This is a genomic window from Streptosporangium heterodermiicola, from assembly GCF_051390675.1.
In the GTDB taxonomy this organism is placed as follows: Bacteria; Actinomycetota; Actinomycetes; order Streptosporangiales; family Streptosporangiaceae; genus Streptosporangium.
This window is the reverse complement of the sequence record NZ_JBPJSR010000001.1, coordinates 252,222-270,135: the sequence shown is the minus strand read 5'-3', so window position 1 is coordinate 270,135 and position 17,914 is coordinate 252,222. Positions and strand designations below refer to the sequence as shown.

The following is a 17,914-nucleotide window of genomic DNA, read 5'->3' as shown; positions in this document are numbered from 1 at the left end:
CGACCCACGAAATCCCCATCCAGAAGGAGGGCACGTCATGTCCGACAACGAGCTGATCCGTCAGTGGAAGAACCCGCGGGCCCGCACCGCCGACCTGGTCCACCCGGCCGGGGACATCACCCTGGAGGACGCCCGCGTGGTCGGCGGCCGCGAGCCGCGGACCGAGTACGCCATCTCCTACGGCTGCTGCCCCACCGGCATGTGGTGCGGCGGCTCCTGAGCCGCTCCACCGCGAAGGGTCTCTCCACCGCGAGGGGTCCCTCCATCGCGAAGGATCCCTGTCCACCTCCGCGCCGGTCCGGCCGGAGCCTCCCGAAGTACCGAATCTCACGAAGGAGTAATGAAATGTCTGACAACGAGCTGATCCGTCAGTGGAAGAACCCGCAGGCCCGCACCGCCGACCTGGTCCACCCGGCCGGGGACATCACCCTGGACGACGCCCGCGTGGTCGGCGGCCGCCCTCCGGTGACCGAGTTCCTCTTCTCGGTGGGCTGCTGCCCCACCGGCATCTTCTGCTGATCCCCGTCAGTCCACACCAAGGAGTCATGTTATGTCCGACAACGAGCTGATCCGTCAGTGGAAGAACCCGCAGGCCCGCACCGCCGACCTGGCCCACCCCGCCGGGGAGATCAGCCTGGACGAGCTGGTCGGCGGCCGCGAGCCCGCCACCGAGGGGCTCACCTCCTGGGGCTGCTGCCGCACCGGCCCCTACTGCTGACCCACGCACAACGAATCTCGACCCATCTCGACTTAGGAGGCATGGAATGTCTGACAACGAGCTGATCCGTCAGTGGAAGAACCCGCAGGCCCGCACCGCCGACCTGACCCACCCCGCCGGGGAGATCAGCCTGGACGGGCTGGTCGGCGGCCGCGAGCCGCGGACGGAGCACTTCATCAGCATCGGCTGCTGCGGCACCAGCACGCTCGCCTGCCCGGTGTAGCCCCGCCCGGCCCCTTCCCGGCGTACGGACCGGCCGGGCCGGGACCGGCCGGACGCGAGCGGCGGCGCATCGCGAGCGAAGCCGGAGCCCGGGCCACGGTCCCGGCCGTGGCCGGAAACGCCGGGAAGGGACCGACGCCCCGGCCTTAGCCGGGAACGCCGGGAACACCGGAAGAGCCGGAAACGAGTGACGCCTGGGTTTCGCGCGAAACCCAGGCGTCACTCGTCTCTCATGACCTGTCCGGAACGACCGGAACTCTTGAGACCGTCAGCCCATGTGCGGGTAGCGGTGGTCGGCCGGGGGCACGAAGGTCTCCTTGATGGTCCTGGCGCTCACCCAGCGGGTCAGGTTGAGGATCGACCCGGCCTTGTCGTTGGTCCCCGACGAGCGGCCCCCGCCGAAGGGCTGCTGGCCGACGACCGCGCCGGTCGGCTTGTCGTTGACGTAGAAGTTGCCCGCCGCGAAGCGCAGCCGCTCCGACGCCGAGGTGATCGCGTAGCGGTCCCTGGCGATGAACGAGCCGGTCAGCGCGTACGGCGAGACGCCCTCCATCTGGTCCAGGACCGTGTCGAAGTCCGCGTCGTCGTAGACGTGCACGCCGAGGATCGGCCCGAAGTACTCCTTGACGAAGATCTCGTCGGTGGGGTCGGCCGACTCCAGGATGGTCGGCCGCACGAAGTAACCGGTCGAGTCGTCGTACGAGCCGGTCAGCACGTCGATCGAGTCGAGCGAGCGGGCCCGGTCGATCGCCGCCCTGTGCTTGGCGAACGCCCGCTCGTCGATGACCGCGCCCATGAAGGCCGACAGGTCCGCGGCCACGTCCCCGACGGTGAGCGACTCGGCGGTGCCCACGAGCTCGTCGCGGATCACCGACCAGACCGAGCGCGGCACGTACGCGCGGGAGGCGGCCGAGCACTTCTGCCCCTGGTACTCGAACGCGCCGCGGATCAGCGCGGTGGTGAGCACGGCGGGATCGGCCGAGGGGTGGGCGAGCACGAAGTCCTTGCCGCCGGTCTCGCCGACCAGGCGCGGGTAGGACCGGTACGAGGCGATGTTGGCGCCGACCGTGGACCACAGGTGCTGGAAGGTCGGCGTGGAGCCGGTGAAGTGGATCGCCGCCAGCTCCGGGTGGGTCGTCGCGACCTCGGAGACGGCCGAGCCGTTGCCGGTCACCATGTTGATGACGCCCGGCGGCAGCCCCGCCTCCTCCAGCAGGCGCATGGTGAAGTGCGCGGAGAACTGCTGGGTGGGGGAGGGCTTCCAGACGACGACGTTGCCCATCAGGGCCGGCGCCGACGGCAGGTTCGCGGCGATGGCGGTGAAGTTGAACGGCGTGATCGCCAGGACGAAGCCCTCCAGCGGCCGGTACTCCATCCGGTTCCACACGCCGGGCGAGGAGACCGGCTGGTCGCTGAGCAGCCGCCGCGCGAAGTCCACGTTGAAGCGCAGGAAGTCGATCAGCTCGCAGGCGGCGTCGATCTCCGCCTGCTGCGCGGACTTGGACTGGCCCAGGATCGTCGCGCCGTTCAGCGTCTGCCGGTAGGGGCCGGCGAGCAGGTCGGCGGCCCGCAGGAAGATCGCGGCCCGCTCGTCGAACGGCGTCGCGCGCCACGCGGGCGCCGCCTCAAGCGCCGCGTCGATCGCCGAGCGCACGTCGCCGGCGTTCGCGTCCGCCATCCGGCCCAGCACCGAGGCGTGGTTGTGCGGCTGGACCACGTCGATCGGGGCGCCGCCGCCCATCCGCCGCTCGCCGCCGATCGTCATCGTCAGGTCGAGCTGGGCCCCGGCCAGCTCCTTGACGCGGTTCTCCAGCGCCGTGCGCTCGGCGCTGCCGGGCGCGTAACCGAGCACCGGCTCGTTGGACGGGGCGGGAACGGTGGAGATGGCATCCATCACTTGCCTCCAAGGGCACGAAGAAAGAAGGCGATGTTCGCCGGGCGCTCGGCCAGCCGGCGCATGAAGTAGCCGTACCAGTCGTCCCCGTACGGGATGTAGACGCGCACGGTGTGACCCGCCCCCGCCAGGGCCCGCTGCTTGTCGGCCCTGATCCCGTAGAGCATCTGGTACTCGTACTCGCCCCGGGACCTGGCGAACCGGTCGGCGAGCGTCTCGGTGATCGCGATCAGCCGGTCGTCGTGCGTCGCCACCATCGGGTAGCCCGCGCCCGACATCAGGATGCGCAGGCAGCGCACGTAGGCCTTGTCGACCTCGCTCTTGTTCTGGTGCGCCACCGAGGCGGGCTCGGCGTAGGCGCCCTTGACCAGGCGCACCCGCGACCCCTCGTACGCCAGGTCGCGGCAGTCGGCCTCGCTGCGGAAGAGGTAGGACTGCACGGCGACGCCGGTGGTGGGGAAGTCCGCGCGCAGCGCCCGCAGGATCGCGAGCGTCGAGTCGACCGTGGTGTGGTCCTCCATGTCGAGGGTCACGCTCGCCCCGGAGGCGGCTGCCGCCTCGCAGATCTGCAGCGCGTTCTCCAGAGCGATCTTGTCGCCGTCGGCGCCGAGCGCCTGGCCGACCGCGGAGAGCTTCACCGACACCTCGGCCCGGTCCCCGAGCCCCAGCCCCTCAAGCGCGCCGAGCAGCGTGACGTACGCCCCGGCCGTCTGGGTGGCGGCGGCGGAGTCCCGTGTCTCCTCGCCCAGATGGTCGACGGTGACGGCGAGACCGGCGGCGGCGAGCCCGCGGATCGCCTCGACCGCCTCCCCGGGCGTCTCACCGGCGACGAAGCGATCGACGACCTTGCGTGTCAGCGGCACGCCGGAGACCGCGCGCCGCACCAGCGGCAACCGGGATGCGCCGAGAAGGAGAGAACCGAGCATGTCCCCAGCCTAAAACCTCCGCTCCCGCGGCCATCATGTGCATCTGCCACGATCGGCGGACGAGGCTTTCATACATATGTACGACAATGGTGAGGTGCTGCAGGAGACGGTAGACGAGATCGCCACCAGGCTGGGCGCCTCGGCCACCCTGGAGGACCGGGCCTTCCAGCTCCTGGCCTACGCCGCGCAGAGCGGCGACATCGACGTGGTGCGTCAGGAGTCCATCCTGCGGCGCCGCGCGACGGACCAGGTGCGGGCCTACTTCGAGGGGTACGGCATCGCCGTGGCCCGCGGACCCGTCCGCATCCCCGCCGACGCCGACCTGGGCGTGCTCGCGCGGGTGTGCGTGCCGCTGCGGCACCACGAGGTGACCTACGGCTACCTGTGGCTCCTCGACGACGGCACGCTCGGCGACGACGTCCTCGCCTCGGTCGGCGACCTGGTCTCCCGGGCCGCCACCGCCCTCGCCCAGGAGGCCCGCAGCCGCCAGGACCTGGGCGCTAACCTGCGGGAGCTCTTCTCCCCCGACGCCGAGGAGCGCTCCCGGGCGCTGTCACGGCTGGACGACGTGCGCGGCCCGGTGACGGCGATCGCCGCCCGCACCTCCACGGACCGGGTCGCCGCCCTCTGGACGCTCCCGCGCGCCGTGCTCGCCGACCCCGCGTTCCCGGTGCGGGGCGAGCCGCTGGTCGCCCTCCTGGTCCCGGCGGGCCAGGCGGAGGAACTGGCCGACCGGATCCAGGGCATGTACGCGACGGTGGTGGGCGTCGGCGCCCCCAGGGACGAGCCCGCGCAGGCCTGGCGGAGCTGGCGGGAGGCCGTGCACGCGCTCGGCGTCGCCGGCCGGGTGCCCGCGCTGGCCCCCGTCGCCACCTGGCCGGGGCTGGGCGTCTACCGGCTGCTCGCCCGGATGTCCCCGGCGGGGCTGCGGGAGCTGGCCGAGGAGGTCGCCGGGCTGGCCGAGGACCCGGAGCTGGCCAGGACCGTGGAGGGCTACCTCGACCGCGCGGGTCACGTCCAGGAGGCCGCCGCCGCGCTCGGCGTGCACCGCCAGACCCTCTACTACCGGCTGGCCAAGGCCGAACGGCTCACCGGCAGGAACCTGGCCGACGGCGAGGACCGCCTGCTCGTCCACCTCGCCCTCAAGGCCGCCCACCTGCTCTGACCCACCGGCACCCGTCAGACGGGGGCCCGGTAGACCTTCACCCAGTCCACGTACATGCTCACCGTCGGGGGAGTGGAGCGGTTACGGCACGGCGACCACTCGTTGCAGGTCACGTCGTTCTGGAGCGTGAGGTGCATGAAGCGGCTCCTCGGCACGTTGGGCCCCCGGTAGTCCCACACCTTCCTGCCGTCCAGCCAGAACGTGAGCCGCCCGGGCAGCCAGTCGACCGCGACCGTGTGCCACCGGGTGAAGTCGGCCCGCGTCTGCCGCTGGGCCTGGGGCCGGTCGCCGCGGTGCACGAAGATCCCGCCCGACCTGCGGGCCGGGTCGATGATCTCGGCGAAGTCGACCTCCGCGTACTCGCCGCCACCCTGGTCGGACGGCCAGAGCAGGGCGACGGGGGTGTAGCCCGCGCCGCGCTCGGCCCGCAGCCGCACCTCCCAGCGCCCGTACCGCTGGGCGCTCCGGGTCGCGACGCCCCCCGACAGGTCCCTGCCGCCGTAGAAGCCGCCCTTGAGCCGCAGCACGCCGCCGCCCACGCTCGTGGCCCGCCCGGTGCGCGGGTTGGTCTCGGCGCCGGGGGAGTGGTAGACGACCCACTTGCGGCCGTCGACGCGGGTGCCGTCGAAGTCCTCCACCAGGACCGGGGCGCCCCACCCCGGCGCGGCGGACGGGCCCGCCTCCGCGGACGCGCCCGGCACGGACAGCACGGCCGGCGAGGAGAACGCGAGGGAGGCGGCCAGGACACCCAGGAACGTGCCACGAATCGACATGGGGCCATCAAAGCAACGATCGCACTCCAGTAACAGAGGTATCCCGTTTTCGCATACGTCCCACGGGTTCGGGAGGTGCCGTCCCGGCCCGGCTGTGCCACGATTCCGCACATGGACGACGTTGACGCCGTACGGCGGGCGCTGGCCCGGCTGGTCGAGTCCGGTGAGCTCCGCGCCGAGCAGGTGGAGCCGGTCGCCCTCGCCGTCGGCGAGGCGCTGCGCGAGCCGGGAGCGGCGGACCGGGTCAGGTGGAGCGAGATCCTCGCGTACGTCGGCGGGGGGCTCGTCCTGGCCGGTGCCGCGGCCTTCGTCGGCCTGGGCTGGGACCGGATGACCCAGCCGGCGAGGATCACGGTCCTCGCCGTGGTCACGTTCCTCCTGCTCGCGGTGGCCGTGGGGCTCGGCGCGGCGGCCCGGTCGGCGACCGGCAGGATGGCCGCCGTGCAGGGCAGGGTCGCCGCCACGCTCGCCGCGCTGGGCTCCGGCACGGCGGCGCTGTGCGCGGGGGTGGCGGTCGACCGCCAGGAGGTGCTCGTCGCCGGTGTGGCCGGGCTGGTGGTCGCGGTGGCGGCCTACGCGCCGCTGCCCACCGCGATCGGCCTGCTGGCCTGCGGCGGTTTCGCCCTGGTCGCGCTGACCGGCCTGATGGACGCCGCCGCGGACGAGGGCCCGGCCTGGGGCCTGGCCTACGTCGCGCTGGGCGTGCTCATCCTGGTGGCGGCCCTGGCCGGGGTGCTCGTCCCGCGCGACCTGGGGCTCGGCATGGGCGCCGCCATCGCGATCTTCGGTGGCCAGTGGCCCGTCCTGTGGGACGGAAACGCCTGGGGATACTGGCTCACCGCGCTGATCGCGCTGGCCTGCCTGGCCCTGTACGGGCGGTGGCGCACCTGGATCCTGATCGTCAGCGGCGTGGCCGGGCTGACACTCGCCGTCCCCGAGGCCGTCTGGGACTGGACGGACGGGGCCGTGGGCGGCGCGGTGATCCTGGTCCTGGCCGGAGTCGTCCTGCTGGCCGCCAGCGGCCTCGGCGTCCTCCTGCACCGCCGCGCGACCCGGCCGTAGGCGTCACGCGACCCGGTCGCGGAGCCCGTACGACCCGGTCGCGGGCATCCATCGCGGTCCGGTCACCGTGGTCCGGTCATCGCGGTCCGATCACCGAAGTCCGGTCGCCGCGTACCCCGTACACGCGAAGACCGGGGGCCCTTTCCGGGCCCCCGGTCTCTCTCGGGGTGTGGTGCGCGGTCTCTCGGAGCGCGTTCCGCGCGGCCCGTGACGCCCGGCCGGCGCGGCGAGCGCGGTCAGCGGGCGGAGCCGGACAGCGCGGTCTCGTAGACGTGGACGAGCTCCTGGCTGATCCGCTCCCACGAGTAGCGGGACCGGGCGCGGTCGGCACCGGCGAAGCCGAGCGCGGTGCGGCGGGTCGGGTCGGCGAGCAGCTCGCGGGTGAGGCGGGAGGTCTGCGCCGGGCGGTCGGCGGGCACCAGCAGGCCGGTCACCCCGTCCACCACGGAGTCGAGGTGGGCTCCCACCGCGGAGGCGATGACGGGAACGCCGCAGGCCATGGCCTCCAGCGCCACGACGCCCGCCGGAGCCTCCCTGGGCAGCGAGACGACCACGTCGGCGCTGCGCATCAGCTTGGCGACCGAGGCGTGCGGGACGTGACCGAGGACGGTGATCCGGTCGTCGACGCCGATCTCCTTGGCCAGCAGCATCATGCGGTGCGCGTCGGCGTCGTGCTCCAGGTCCACGGACGCGGGACCACCGGCGATGATCAGCTCGGCCTCGGGGATGCCCTCCAGCGCGCGGATCGCGGTGTGCACGCCCTTGTCGGCCGTGAGCGGGCCGACGTGCAGCAGGCGGGGCCGGGTGCCGCGGGCGGCGGCCGGACCCTGGCGGCGGAACCGCTCGACGTCGACGCCGCACGGGATGACCGAGATGTTGCGGCGCGGTACGCCCAGCCGGATCAGCGAGCTCTCCTCGTCGCCGCACCCGGCGATCACCGCGCTGGCCCGGCGCCCGATGGCCCGCTGCAGCCGGACCTTCTTGGCGTCGCGGGAGTTCTCGTTGCTGAACGTCTGGGTGAACGGCACGTTGAGGCCGTTCGCCCCGGCGATGGCGGCGAGCCCGCCGGTCCAGGAGTGCGCGTGGATGACGTCCGGGCGGTCCTGCCCCCAGCGGTGCATCAGCTGGTCGCCGAGGTCGGACAGGAAGGGCAGGACGCTGTCCTCGGGAAGGTTCTGCGCGGGCCCGGCGGTCAGGTTCTCCAGCGTGACGCCCTGCGACACGCGGACCTTGGCCTTCTCCGAGTCGGAGTTCCTACGGCTGTAGATCGTGACCTTGTGCTCGCGGCCGAGCTCACGGGCGACTGCCATCAGGTGAGCGCGCTGGGCGGCGAGGTCGGACTCGTCCTGGGTGGAGGAGAGAGCCTCGGAGGAGACGAATGCAATGTTCACGGCACACCTCTGGGAGGAGATTAGGCATGAAAAGCCTGTGATTCCTTCAGGGGTGCCTGCGTCTTAGGCACACGTCTGTATGGGGTCAACCATACCCCGATCTCCGCCAAAGCCAAACCCTTGACGGGGAGCAGGTGTTTTTCAGTAAGACCTGCTCTGCCGGGACTCCTCGGCCCTGGCACTCGGGACGTGCAGCTGGATCACGCATCCGCCCTGGTCGTTGTGGATGTCGAGGCGGTCGCACAGCTGCCGGGCGATCCACAGGCCGTCACCGGGACCGGCCACCGAACCCGGCGGGAGGAACCCCGCGACCGGATCGGCGACTCGCCCGCCCCGGCGGTCGACGTGACAGGTGATCGCGCCCAGCCGCTCCCACATCCGCACCGTCACGGGCGGCCCCAGCAGGGCGGCCACCTCGTAGGCGGCGACCGAGAGCAGTTTCGCCCGGTCGTGGCTCAGCCCCATGAAGGACGCGTGGCCGGTGACGAACAACCGCAGGGCGTGGAGCGTCTCCACACGCGCGGCGGCCGAGTCGCCCGGCGGTTCGAGGGGCGGGAAGGAGTCGCACTCGCCGATGAAACCCGCCGGATCGGCGTACTCGGGACAGGACGTCATCGAGACGCCGTCCTCGGAGAGGGTGGGGTGGGTGCGCCGCGCGGCCGCCACCACCCCCGGATCCGCCGTCCGCTCGTCGTACGGGCAGATCATCCACACGTTGGTGGCGCGCAGCAGCAGGTTCAGGCCCGACTCCATGCGCTGCCAGGCCCGCACGTCGGCGGGCGCGCGCCCGGCCCACACCGGCTCGGCGAGGATGCGCACGTGCCCGCCGCGCGGGGCCTCGGGCCCGCGCCGCTGCCAGTAGCGGTGGAAGGCGGTGGCACGCTCCACCGTACGGCGGCCCAGGAACGCGGTCTCCGCGTAGTCGACCAGGCGGCCGTCCCTGCCCAGGGCGCCCCCGAGAAGCTCCAGGTTGGCCGAGGTCGTCGCGACCATCACCGGGTCGCCCTTGGCCAGCCCGTCCCGCACGAACGGCAGCGCCATCGCGAGGAAGCGCCCGTCGGAGTCGTACACCGCGGCCTGGTGGATGGCGGTCATATGAGACCGTCCCCGCCCTGGAGCGGGTCCGGTGCCGAGCCCGAGCCGGCCGTCGGGGCATGGGCGCGCGAGGCGGCCGGTCGCGCCACCGGGCACCCTCCCGTCCAGGCGGGACCGGCGAGGAAGGAGGAGCGGGGAGGCCCGATCCGGCCCGAAGGGGACCGGTCCCGAAGCGATCTCATTCTCGGCCCCACTCCGTCGGGCACGGGTGCCGCCGGGTGCGGCCCCTCGTCGCTCGGTGAGACCAGTGGGTCACCCCGAGTCAACCAAGCTATACGACACGGAGGGCGAGTATCACGATCTCATCCCAAACTCTCCCGCCGGAGAAGGTGTGCCGGTCCTCCTCCACGGTCTTGACGATCTCGGCGGGGGACTGCGCCACGCAGCGCGCCAGCACGTCCGCCAGCCTGGTCTCGCCGTAGGACTCGCCCAGCTCGTTCTGCGAGGCGACCAGGCCGTCGGAGTAGAAGACCAGGGTCTGGCCGGAGGTCAGCGTGAGCTCCTCGGTGAACATCTCCGCCTCGGGCGCGATGCCCAGCGGGACGCCGCCCCCCGCGGTGAACCGCACCCCGCCGTCGGGCCGCAGCAGCGCGGCGGGGTGGTGCCCCGCGCTGGCCAGCCTGATCTTGCGCGCCTTGATGAACCCGGTCACCGCCATCACGAACATGCCGTTGTGCTGGGCGGTCAGGGCCTGGTTCAACTTGCGCATCACCTCGCCCGGGTCGGTCTCCCAGACGCTGAGCACGCGCAGGCCGTTGCGCACCATGGCGCTGACCGACGCGGCCTCCTCGCCCTTGCCCGCGGCGCCCCCGAGGGCGAACCCCCACCCCTCGCCGGCGCGGAAGACGTCGTAGAACTCGGCGCCGACCGGGCTGGAGCCCGCGTTGTAGATCGCCGCCGCCTCGAATCCCGGGATGTCCGGCAGGCTCCGGGGCACCACGCTGGTCCGCAGCGCGTCGGCCGCCCGCGAGCGGGTCTGGAAACTGCGCCGCGCGCGCAGCGCGAGCCCCAGATGGGCGCCGATCTCCTCCATCAGCCCGAGATCGGCCAGCGAGAACGGCTCGCGGTCGCGCAGCCGCACCAGGGTGAGCGAGCCCAGCACGCCGTTCTCGCCGCCGATCGGCACGATCAGCACCGAGGCGGCGCCCATCACCCGCAGCAGCGGCGGGCCGCCGGGGACGTCGCCGAGCAGCCCGTCGTCCTCCAGCATCTCGTGCACCACGCCGGAACCGCCGGTCAGCACGTGCGCGAGGGCCGGCGCGGTCAGCGGGTTCATCCCCTCGGCGAGGCGGACCAGCTGGGTCACCGGCTTGTCGCTCGGGCCGAGCACGCAGGCCCGTCTGGGCATGCCGTCGCGGACCACGTCGGCGATCACCCAGTCGGCCCACTCGGCGGCCAGCAGCCGCGAGGCCCTGGTGACGGTCACCGGCTGGCGCAGGCTCTCCTCGTCGAGCAGCAGGCGGGTCATCCTGGACAGCAGCTCCTGGCGGCGCGCCGCGGCCATGACCAGGGTGGCGTCCGAGCGGTCGGCCGGGCCGTGCGGCGGCCCCGCCACCTGCGCCTCCAGCGGCAGGATCATGACCGCGACCATCTCCTGCGGCTCGCCCGGCATCGTGAGCCGGGTGACGGCCAGCTGCACCGTGTGCGCGCGGCCCTGGTGGGCCAGCCGCGTCTGGAGGGTCGCGGTCTGGCCGCCCTGCTGGACCGCCGTCAGGTGCGAGCGGAACGCCGCCCGCCGGGAGACGTCGACGAACAGCGGGAACGAGCGGCCGATCAGGTATCCCGCGGGACTGCCGAGCATCCGGGAGGTCTCGGCGCTGATCCGCCGCACCACCCCCGAGGCGTCCAGCACCACCACCGGGATGGGGAAGGTACGGAACACCTGCCGCAGCAGCTTGAGCTCCCGCTGCGACCCGCTCTCCCGCTCACCCGACCGTTTGGGCGCCTTGCGCAGCTCGCGCACCGAGGCGTCCAGCAGCTCGCGGGCGGTGTCGAGCTCCGCGAGAGCCGCGTCGAGTGTGGACCGGGGGTCGGCGGGGTAGGCGGACTTCGCCTCGCGCAGGGAGGAGACCCTGGTGGTCAGCGCGTTCAGCGCCTGCTCCAGGGTCTGAAGGCCAATGGCGTCGGTCAATGCTCGTCCTCGTCAGGGGCCGTGGTGGGCTGGTCCCGTCGTAGACGGTACGCCACCCGGTAGGCCGAATCGATGCGCGGTCGGATACTGGATTAAGTTGGCGGCACAGGTAAGGGGAGTCGCGAGATGGACATGGTCACCCCCGTCCTCGCCAGGGACCTCGCGGTCCTCGGCCGGGTCAGCGAGGAAACGTCGAGCGAGAGCGTGCTGCGCGGCCTCACGGCCACCCTCGCGGGCGGTGTGCCCGGTTGCGCGGGCGGCTCCGCCGAGCTCTGGCGCCAGGAACGGATGGTCGTCTCAGCTTCCCACAGCGAGCTCATCGTGCTCCTCGACAGCGAGGAGGAACTCGGCGAGGGCCCCTCGTCCGAGGCCCGCGCCACCGGGCGCCACGTGATCCTCCAGGACGTCCTGCGCGAGCCCCGCTGGCCGTCGTACACCGCCATGGCCGTCCGCTGCGGGGTCCGCTCGGTGCTGGCGATGCCCATCGTCGTCGAGCACGCCGTCCTGGTCCTCGGCATGTACGGGGTACGGCCCGGCGCCTTCGCGGCCAGGAACGTCCCGCCGCTGGCGGAGATGCTCGCCGAGCAGGTGGGGGTGGCCCTCGCCAACATGTGGGACTACGACGAGGTACGCACCGACGCGGCCCAGATGCAGGAGGCCCTCGCCGGCCGGGCGATCATCGACCAGGCCAAGGGGATCATCATGAAGTCCAGCGGCTGCTCGGCCGAGGCCGCCTTCGACGAGCTGCGCCGCATCTCGCAGCACCATCAGGTGAAGGTCGCGGACCTGGCCAAGCTGCTGGTCGAGGAGCACCAGCGCAACCGCGAGGCGAAGCAGGAGGGCTGAACCCTACGGCGACCGTTACCTCCTGTGACCGTCACCTCCTGTGACCGTCATCTTCTGCGACCGCTACCTTCGGCGATCGGGTACTCCGGCGACGGGGCGGCGCGGTGACGAGGCGGCGCGAGAGACCTCCGCCGGAGAGATCTCCGCCACCTTCGCCGATCGGCCTCTGGCAGGCGGACACCGCCCTCGACGACCGGCTCCTCGGTGACGACTCCCGCTCCTGACGATCGCCCCGGCCGGCCGGACCGGTCTCCGGGGTGGTCTTCTGACGGTTCCCGGCCGGCCGGGGCGATCGGCCGTTATCCGAAGGCGGCGATCGCGTCGTCGATCGTGTCGTACAGGGGCAGGCGCTGGGCGAGACCTGTGATCCACATCACCTTGGTCTTGGCGTACTCCACCCCGATGAGGGCGAACTTGGCGCCCGCGGTGGTGCTGACCTGCCAGTGGTGGACGATGAGCCCCAGCGCGCGCGAGTCCATGAAGGTCACCCCGCTCAGGTCCAGCGCCATGTCGAGACCGTGCTCACCGGTCTCCGCCGCCAGGTAGTCGGCGAACTGATCCCTCGTCGTCGCGTCCAGCAGACCCGTCACCCGGATCACGTTGATCCCACTGACGAGCGCCGACGTGAGAGTCAGGGCTGCCGATCTCTCGCCGTTCTCCGACACCGTCACTCAGGGCCTCCTCGTGCCATTCGATTAGCAACCTTACTGTTACCTGGGGGCGAGTAATACTCCAGGATTCCGGGCAATAATGGAACCAGAGGTCCAGCAGAGGGCCTCGCCTCGAAAAATTGGTCGAGGCGATGCCGTCTGCCCGGATGTTGCTTCCGTGGTCGGCTCGCCCGACAGTAATACCAGGGAGCAGCAATGTCTGTTCAGGCACTCGCAATCACCGACATGACCGCTGAGGACCTCCTCGCCGAGATGTCCCTGCCTGAGATCTCCGAATACCGCGCCGAGCGTCTGCGTGAGCGCATCGTCGAGATGCACCGCCACCTCGCCATGGAGATCGCCCGCCGCTACCGCTACCGGGGGGAGCCGCTGGAGGACCTCCTGCAGGCCGCGTACGTGGGGCTGATGAAGGCCATCAACGGCTTCGACCCGACCCTCGGGCACCCCTTCCGCGGCTACGCCGTGGTCACCATGACCGGTGAGGTCAAGCGCCACTTCCGCGACCGCACCTGGGCCATCCGCGTCCCCCGCGTCTACCAGGAGCGCCGGGCCGAGCTGAACCGCCTGGTCTCCGACCTCAGCCAGGACCTCGGCCGCGCCCCCACGGTCGCCGAGCTGGCCGAGAAGATGAAGATCTCCGAAGAGGACGTCCTGCTCACCCTCGACGCCTCCGCCGCCTACAGCGCGCTCTCGCTCGACGCCCCGCTCGGCGCCGACGACGACGCCGCCGCGCTGGGTGACGTCATCCCCGACGAGGACGACGTGCTGGGCACCCTCGTGGACCGCGAGGCGGTCAAGCCGCTGATCGACAAGCTCCCGGACCGGGAGAAGAACATCCTCCTGCTGCGTTTCTTCGGCAACCTGACCCAGGCCGAGATAGCGGCCGAATTCGGGATCTCCCAGATGCACGTCTCCCGTATCCTGCGGAAGGTGCTTGACCAGCTCCGGGAGGAACTTGTCGCCGAATGCTGAATACACCGCTCGTTACAGGGCACCCAAGTCGGCGACAACGGACGTGGCGTAAGGTGCGTTTGAATGGATCCCGGATGCTGAGGACAACGGCGGACTGGGACAGGGGAGGCGGATCTCGGGTGAACGAGGACGGTGTTCGTCCCGCCCGCTTCACGGCGAGTGGCGGCCGTTCCCCGATGATCCCGGCCGGAGCCGCTGTCGCCGAACTCGCCTTCTGTCTCCCCGATCTCCCCGACGTGCGCGACTTCGCCTCCGCCCAGGCCGTGCGGGGCGGTATGTCCCAGGAGGGTCTCGCCGACTTCCTGGTGGCGCTGAACGAGGTGGCCACCAACGCGGTCACCCACGGCCACACCACCGCCAAGGCCGTGCTGCGGATGTGGACGGTCGGCCGGACCCTCGTCGTGGAGATCCACGACGAGGGCCGGTGGGACCCGGGCCCCAACCCGGGGGAGACGCCCCCAGGGCCGCACGCGACCAGCGGCATGGGCCTGTGGGTGGCCCGGATGGTCAGTTCCGACATCAAGTTCGAGACCGGGGCCTCGGGAACGTTCATCACCATGTCGTTCAAGGTCTGATTTTCTCCGGGTTCCGCCCGGAGGCTCCGTACAGGGATCGTGGGCGGCGCTACGTGGCCACGTACGCCGCCCCCCGGCCTTCCCCCTACTTCTCCCCACCTTCGCCGGCGCGAGGCGCGGATCACCGCCTTCGACGCCGGTTTTCCCATGCCCGGGGATCCCTGTTTCCCATGCCCGGGGATTCCCGCCCGAGACGCCGGACGGCACCGTCGAGGCTCCGCGTGCCCTTGGATCGCTCCGCTCGGCTTCCTTGGCCGGGCACGTCTGGCGCTGGGCCCGGTCCGCCCGGCTCCTGAACCGGCCTGCCTGGCTCTCTGAGCCCGTTCCGTGCGGTCCCGGGCTTCCACCTGGTGGACTACGGCCCCCGCGGAGGCCGGGATCGCACGTGTGTCCGTAGGTGGGGACTTCGTGGATGTCTCCGGAGGGGCGGGCCTCGCGGTGTGCATGCCTTCGAGGTGGGCGGATCTTGCGGGTGTGGACGCTTCGTACCGCCGGGAGCTCAGCGTCTGTCGGCTCTCCTGGAGGGCTCCGGATGGTCCTCCAGGGGCTCGGGGCGGGTGGGCAGACGGGAAGGGGCCCGTCCTATGTGGACGGGCCCCTTCCCGTTTCGACAGGTCCCCGGGGGCGGGCCCCTGGAGGGGCCGCCCCCGGAAAGGTCTAGCGCCTACGGCGCCAGCCGCCCCCGCCGCCGGTGGTGGTCCGCGGGCCGGCCGAGCCGATCCCGGCCTGGTGCAGCGCGAGGAGCAGGAGTCCGAGAAGCAGGAAACCGGTACCGGTGAGCGGGCCGAGCCTGGTGTTGATCAGGTCGAGCAGGAATCCGAGGCCGAAGACGACGGCGGCGGCGATGGCGAGCATGGTTACCTCGTTCCAGCGGAGATGTTCAGGAGCTGTTCCAGAGTCGCCCGGTAGTCGCGCAGGGCGGTCCGGAGGTCTTCGGTGTCGTTCTTCTCGGTGTTCTTCCAACGTCCCTGGAGCTCGGTGGCCCGGGTCTCCAGCGCGTTCCGCAGGGAGCTCGTGACCTCGTCGAGCAGGGAGTCGGCCCGTTCCACCGCTTCACGCGGGTCGTCCACGAAACCGGCCTGAACCTCCTGCCAGCGCCGCCGTACGTCGTCGGAGTCCTGGTCGAACAGGGCTGCGGCGGTGGCGGGCGCGGTGGCGGCGGGCGTCTGCTCGGTCTCGGTCTCCGCGGGAGTGAAGCCCGTACCCTCGTCGAGCACGTCGTCCGGCCGGTCCGCGGTGTTCTCGGGGAAACCGGGGGTCGCCGGGGCGTCGTGCGCGGCGGTGCCGGTCACCGGGGTGACCGGGGTCGCGGCGGAGGACTGGGCGTGGGCGAACGGGCTGTCGTTCCGGTAGTCCCTGTCGGTCTTGCCGTCGTCGTCGAGATCACCCGGCACGTCGTGCCGGTCGTCGTCGAGCGGGGCGTCCGTACCGGTGGTGGCGCGCCGGTCGTCGCTCGATTCGACGACGAGGACGTCGTCGCGGTCGCTGATCAGCGGGTCGCGGGTATCGGTGTCCGGGTCGAGGGGCGAGGTGTCCGTGCGGTCGGCGTCACCGTGGCGCGGCTCCTGGAATTCGGGGGCCACGTCCTGGTCGTGCTTCGGCGCGTTCAGGTCGTCCTCGTCGAACTTGCGGACCGTACGGGTGTCGTCCTCGTCCGCCTTGTGGACCAGACGGTCCTTGTCCGGGTCGAATCGGTCGTTCATATCGTTCACCGTCCTTGGGTGTCGCGTCGGGAGGCTCGCTCGGCGTCGTCGTCGGCGGTCTCATGCTCGGGCTTTACGGAATCCGCTCGCGGGACGTCCCGATCGGCGGGAACCGTGGCACCCGTCCGTCCGAGGTCCCCGTCGACGGTCTCGACCCGCCGGGAGGCCCGGCTGTCGTTGACCGAGCTGCCGGGAGCTTCCAGCAACTCCTCGAACAGGGCGCGGTAGTGAACCATGGCCTGCCGGAGTTCCTCGGTGGAGGCCTCCTTGTGGGCGGCCCGGGTGCTGATCTCGTGAGCCTGCCGGTAGTGGTCGAGCGTGCGGCCGTGCGCGACCGAAAGGTCGGAGAGCCGCTGCTCGAAGTCCTCGGTCGGGTAACCCCGCTCCGCCATCACCGAGGTGACCAGGTGGTCGGCCTCCGTCACCGCGAAGCCGGGAGCGTCCACGAAACGCTCCTGGACCTCCATCCACTTCTTCGTGTAGATCTCGCGCGTACCGGCGTCCAGGGTGCGGATGTCTAGGGAGCTGAAGCGCTGCTCGCGAGCGATGAGCTCCTGCTCGGCATCGCGTCTGTTGTCACGTTCCTGCACGGTACGTTCGTATTCGGGGCCGAAGCGGTCGCGAAGCCGGTGTCGGCGCTGCTGCTGCAGCACGAAATAGCCGACTGCGACGATCGCCACCACCGCGACCACGACGACGGCCACCCAGATCACGGTGGACATGTCTGCCTCCGGTTGTGTAGGCGCTTGTACCCGTGCGCTGCCCTGGGGTCAAGGCTCGAAACCGGTTGGCAACATCTCTGGCGTGCCATTATTCGATCTGGATTTAATGTTTTACCGGGATTTGTCGGGTATTGACTATCCCTTTACCGAGCCTCCGATCGCGCCCCCCGCGTCCGCGCTCGTTCCCCGGTCCCGCTCCCGCGCTCGTTCCCCGGCTCGCTCCTCCGCGCCCATACCTCTGCCTCGCTCCTCCGCTGGCTTACTCATCTGCGTGATCTTCGACGGCGTAGGGGGCCTCGCGGCTCTTATGCCCACGCTCACCCCTGCGCGTGATCATCAGTGGCACCGGAGCCCTCGTTGGCGTCGACGGCCTTCCTGGCCTCGTTCAGCATCCTCTCGGCCAGCCAGTCCCCGGGAGAGGCGGGAACCTCCAGGAACCCCCTGCCGGGCTCGTACGAGATGTCCATGCCGGAGGCGACCAGCCGCCCGGCCCAGCGCAGCGCCGTGTTCAGCTTCTCGGCGGGGATCACCCGCCCCTGTGCCACGGACGAGAGATTTCGCAGGTTCGTCGTGGGCCCGGACTGGTTGTGCGCGCGGTCCAGCTTCCACGGGATGGCCCGCGAGTGATCGAGCATCGGTTTCGAGAGCCCGGCCGCCCGCTTCGCCTGCAAGATCCCGGACTCGCTCACCCCGAACCGCGCGGCCAGTTCCGCGTTCGACAACCCCTGCCGGGCCAGTCGCCGCAGCTCCTCCTGGTCGATCAACGCCTTACGCCCCACGTGCCCTCGCCCTTCACACGATCGCCTGCTCTCGCGGGCGTCGCCGTGTGCGAAGCCCCCTCGATCTGCGCTAAGGTTAAGACCGTTCAGCCCGCGAGGGCGACGAACAACCGGGACGTAGCGCAGCTTGGTAGCGCACTTGACTGGGGGTCAAGGGGTCGCAGGTTCAAATCCTGTCGTCCCGACCAGGTTTTAGCTGGTCGGCAGGGGTTTCGGAGTTTCTCCGGAGCCCCTTTTTCGATCTTCGGGAGCCAAACGGGGAGCCACTG

20 protein-coding genes and 1 tRNA gene are annotated in these 17,914 nt (G+C 71.3%); 10 read left to right on the top strand and 11 right to left on the bottom strand.

The annotated features are described in order from the left end of the window. Positions 1-37 precede the first annotated feature (37 nt). The 4 genes from ACSC1Q_RS01110 (at position 38) to ACSC1Q_RS01095 (ending at position 941) form a co-directional block, all read left to right on the top strand. Positions 38-220, top strand: coding sequence for a hypothetical protein (locus ACSC1Q_RS01110; RefSeq protein WP_436756741.1), 183 nt, complete (start codon positions 38-40; stop codon positions 218-220). Between the two features lie 125 nt (positions 221-345). After that, positions 346-519, top strand: a complete 174-nt coding sequence (locus ACSC1Q_RS01105; RefSeq protein WP_436756740.1) for a hypothetical protein — start codon at positions 346-348, stop codon at positions 517-519. 31 nt (positions 520-550) lie between these two features. Further along, positions 551-718 carry a hypothetical protein gene (locus ACSC1Q_RS01100; protein WP_436756739.1) on the top strand — a complete coding sequence of 56 codons (168 nt, stop codon included), beginning with the start codon at positions 551-553 and terminating at the stop codon, positions 716-718. 46 nt (positions 719-764) lie between these two features. Then, positions 765-941, top strand: coding sequence for a hypothetical protein (locus ACSC1Q_RS01095; protein ID WP_436756738.1), 177 nt, complete (start codon positions 765-767; stop codon positions 939-941). A 267-nt stretch (positions 942-1,208) separates the two neighbouring features. On the opposite strand, the gene pruA is transcribed toward ACSC1Q_RS01095, so the two are convergent. Continuing rightward, complete coding sequence (gene pruA / locus ACSC1Q_RS01090; RefSeq protein WP_436756737.1) at positions 1,209-2,834, bottom strand: L-glutamate gamma-semialdehyde dehydrogenase; 1,626 nt, start codon at positions 2,832-2,834, stop codon at positions 1,209-1,211. Then, positions 2,834-3,760, bottom strand: a complete 927-nt coding sequence (locus tag ACSC1Q_RS01085) for a proline dehydrogenase family protein (protein ID WP_436756736.1) — start codon at positions 3,758-3,760, stop codon at positions 2,834-2,836. Before ACSC1Q_RS01085 ends, pruA begins: the two co-directional genes overlap by 1 nt. 94 nt (positions 3,761-3,854) lie before the next feature. Here ACSC1Q_RS01085 and ACSC1Q_RS01080 point away from each other — a divergent pair, with 94 nt between their 5' ends. Next, the gene (locus ACSC1Q_RS01080; protein WP_436756735.1) at positions 3,855-4,925 is read left to right on the top strand and encodes a PucR family transcriptional regulator; all 1,071 of its coding nucleotides are present in this window, start codon (positions 3,855-3,857) and stop codon (positions 4,923-4,925) included. Positions 4,926-4,939: 14 nt separating this feature from the next. On the opposite strand, the gene ACSC1Q_RS01075 is transcribed toward ACSC1Q_RS01080, so the two are convergent. Next, positions 4,940-5,698: a glycoside hydrolase family 16 protein gene (locus tag ACSC1Q_RS01075; RefSeq protein ID WP_436756734.1), complete on the bottom strand. Its 759-nt coding sequence runs from the start codon at positions 5,696-5,698 to the stop codon at positions 4,940-4,942. A gap of 111 nt (positions 5,699-5,809) precedes the next feature. Between ACSC1Q_RS01075 and ACSC1Q_RS01070 the strand changes: the two genes are divergently transcribed. After that, positions 5,810-6,760, top strand: a complete 951-nt coding sequence (locus ACSC1Q_RS01070; RefSeq protein WP_436756733.1) for a hypothetical protein — start codon at positions 5,810-5,812, stop codon at positions 6,758-6,760. A gap of 236 nt (positions 6,761-6,996) precedes the next feature. Here the strand turns inward: ACSC1Q_RS01070 and ACSC1Q_RS01065 are convergent, their stop codons facing one another. The 3 genes from ACSC1Q_RS01065 to ACSC1Q_RS01055 all read right to left on the bottom strand — a co-directional run bounded on the left by ACSC1Q_RS01065 (position 6,997) and on the right by ACSC1Q_RS01055 (position 11,377). Continuing rightward, the gene (locus tag ACSC1Q_RS01065) at positions 6,997-8,151 is read right to left on the bottom strand and encodes a glycosyltransferase (RefSeq protein WP_436756732.1); all 1,155 of its coding nucleotides are present in this window, start codon (positions 8,149-8,151) and stop codon (positions 6,997-6,999) included. A gap of 141 nt (positions 8,152-8,292) precedes the next feature. After that, a complete protein-coding gene (locus ACSC1Q_RS01060; RefSeq protein WP_436756731.1) occupies positions 8,293-9,246 on the bottom strand; it encodes an anti-sigma factor RsbA family regulatory protein in 954 nt (317 codons plus the stop codon). Positions 9,247-9,517: 271 nt separating this feature from the next. Next, positions 9,518-11,377, bottom strand: a complete 1,860-nt coding sequence (locus tag ACSC1Q_RS01055; protein WP_436756730.1) for a SpoIIE family protein phosphatase — start codon at positions 11,375-11,377, stop codon at positions 9,518-9,520. A 126-nt stretch (positions 11,378-11,503) separates the two neighbouring features. Between ACSC1Q_RS01055 and ACSC1Q_RS01050 the strand changes: the two genes are divergently transcribed. Then, on the top strand, positions 11,504-12,223 hold the full coding sequence (locus ACSC1Q_RS01050) for an ANTAR domain-containing response regulator (RefSeq protein ID WP_436756729.1): 720 nt from the start codon (positions 11,504-11,506) through the stop codon (positions 12,221-12,223). A gap of 299 nt (positions 12,224-12,522) precedes the next feature. Here the strand turns inward: ACSC1Q_RS01050 and ACSC1Q_RS01045 are convergent, their stop codons facing one another. Further along, entirely contained in the window at positions 12,523-12,894 is a 372-nt protein-coding gene (locus ACSC1Q_RS01045) for an STAS domain-containing protein (protein ID WP_329093567.1), read from the bottom strand. A 195-nt stretch (positions 12,895-13,089) separates the two neighbouring features. Between ACSC1Q_RS01045 and ACSC1Q_RS01040 the strand changes: the two genes are divergently transcribed. Continuing rightward, entirely contained in the window at positions 13,090-13,866 is a 777-nt protein-coding gene (locus tag ACSC1Q_RS01040; protein ID WP_436756728.1) for a SigB/SigF/SigG family RNA polymerase sigma factor, read from the top strand. A gap of 74 nt (positions 13,867-13,940) precedes the next feature. Further along, complete coding sequence (locus tag ACSC1Q_RS01035; protein WP_436756727.1) at positions 13,941-14,441, top strand: ATP-binding protein; 501 nt, start codon at positions 13,941-13,943, stop codon at positions 14,439-14,441. 657 nt (positions 14,442-15,098) lie between these two features. Here the strand turns inward: ACSC1Q_RS01035 and ACSC1Q_RS01030 are convergent. The 4 genes from ACSC1Q_RS01030 to ACSC1Q_RS01015 form a co-directional block, all read right to left on the bottom strand. Then, entirely contained in the window at positions 15,099-15,296 is a 198-nt protein-coding gene (locus tag ACSC1Q_RS01030) for a hypothetical protein (protein ID WP_350967358.1), read from the bottom strand. Positions 15,297-15,298: 2 nt separating this feature from the next. Continuing rightward, positions 15,299-16,144, bottom strand: coding sequence for a hypothetical protein (locus tag ACSC1Q_RS01025; RefSeq protein WP_436756726.1), 846 nt, complete (start codon positions 16,142-16,144; stop codon positions 15,299-15,301). 5 nt (positions 16,145-16,149) lie between these two features. Next, complete coding sequence (locus ACSC1Q_RS01020; protein ID WP_436756725.1) at positions 16,150-16,866, bottom strand: hypothetical protein; 717 nt, start codon at positions 16,864-16,866, stop codon at positions 16,150-16,152. 317 nt (positions 16,867-17,183) lie between these two features. Beyond that, complete coding sequence (locus ACSC1Q_RS01015; protein WP_436756724.1) at positions 17,184-17,645, bottom strand: hypothetical protein; 462 nt, start codon at positions 17,643-17,645, stop codon at positions 17,184-17,186. A gap of 111 nt (positions 17,646-17,756) precedes the next feature. On the opposite strand from ACSC1Q_RS01015, the gene ACSC1Q_RS01010 reads away from it, so the two are divergent. Beyond that, positions 17,757-17,833, top strand: a tRNA-Pro gene (locus ACSC1Q_RS01010). Positions 17,834-17,914: the final 81 nt, after the last annotated feature.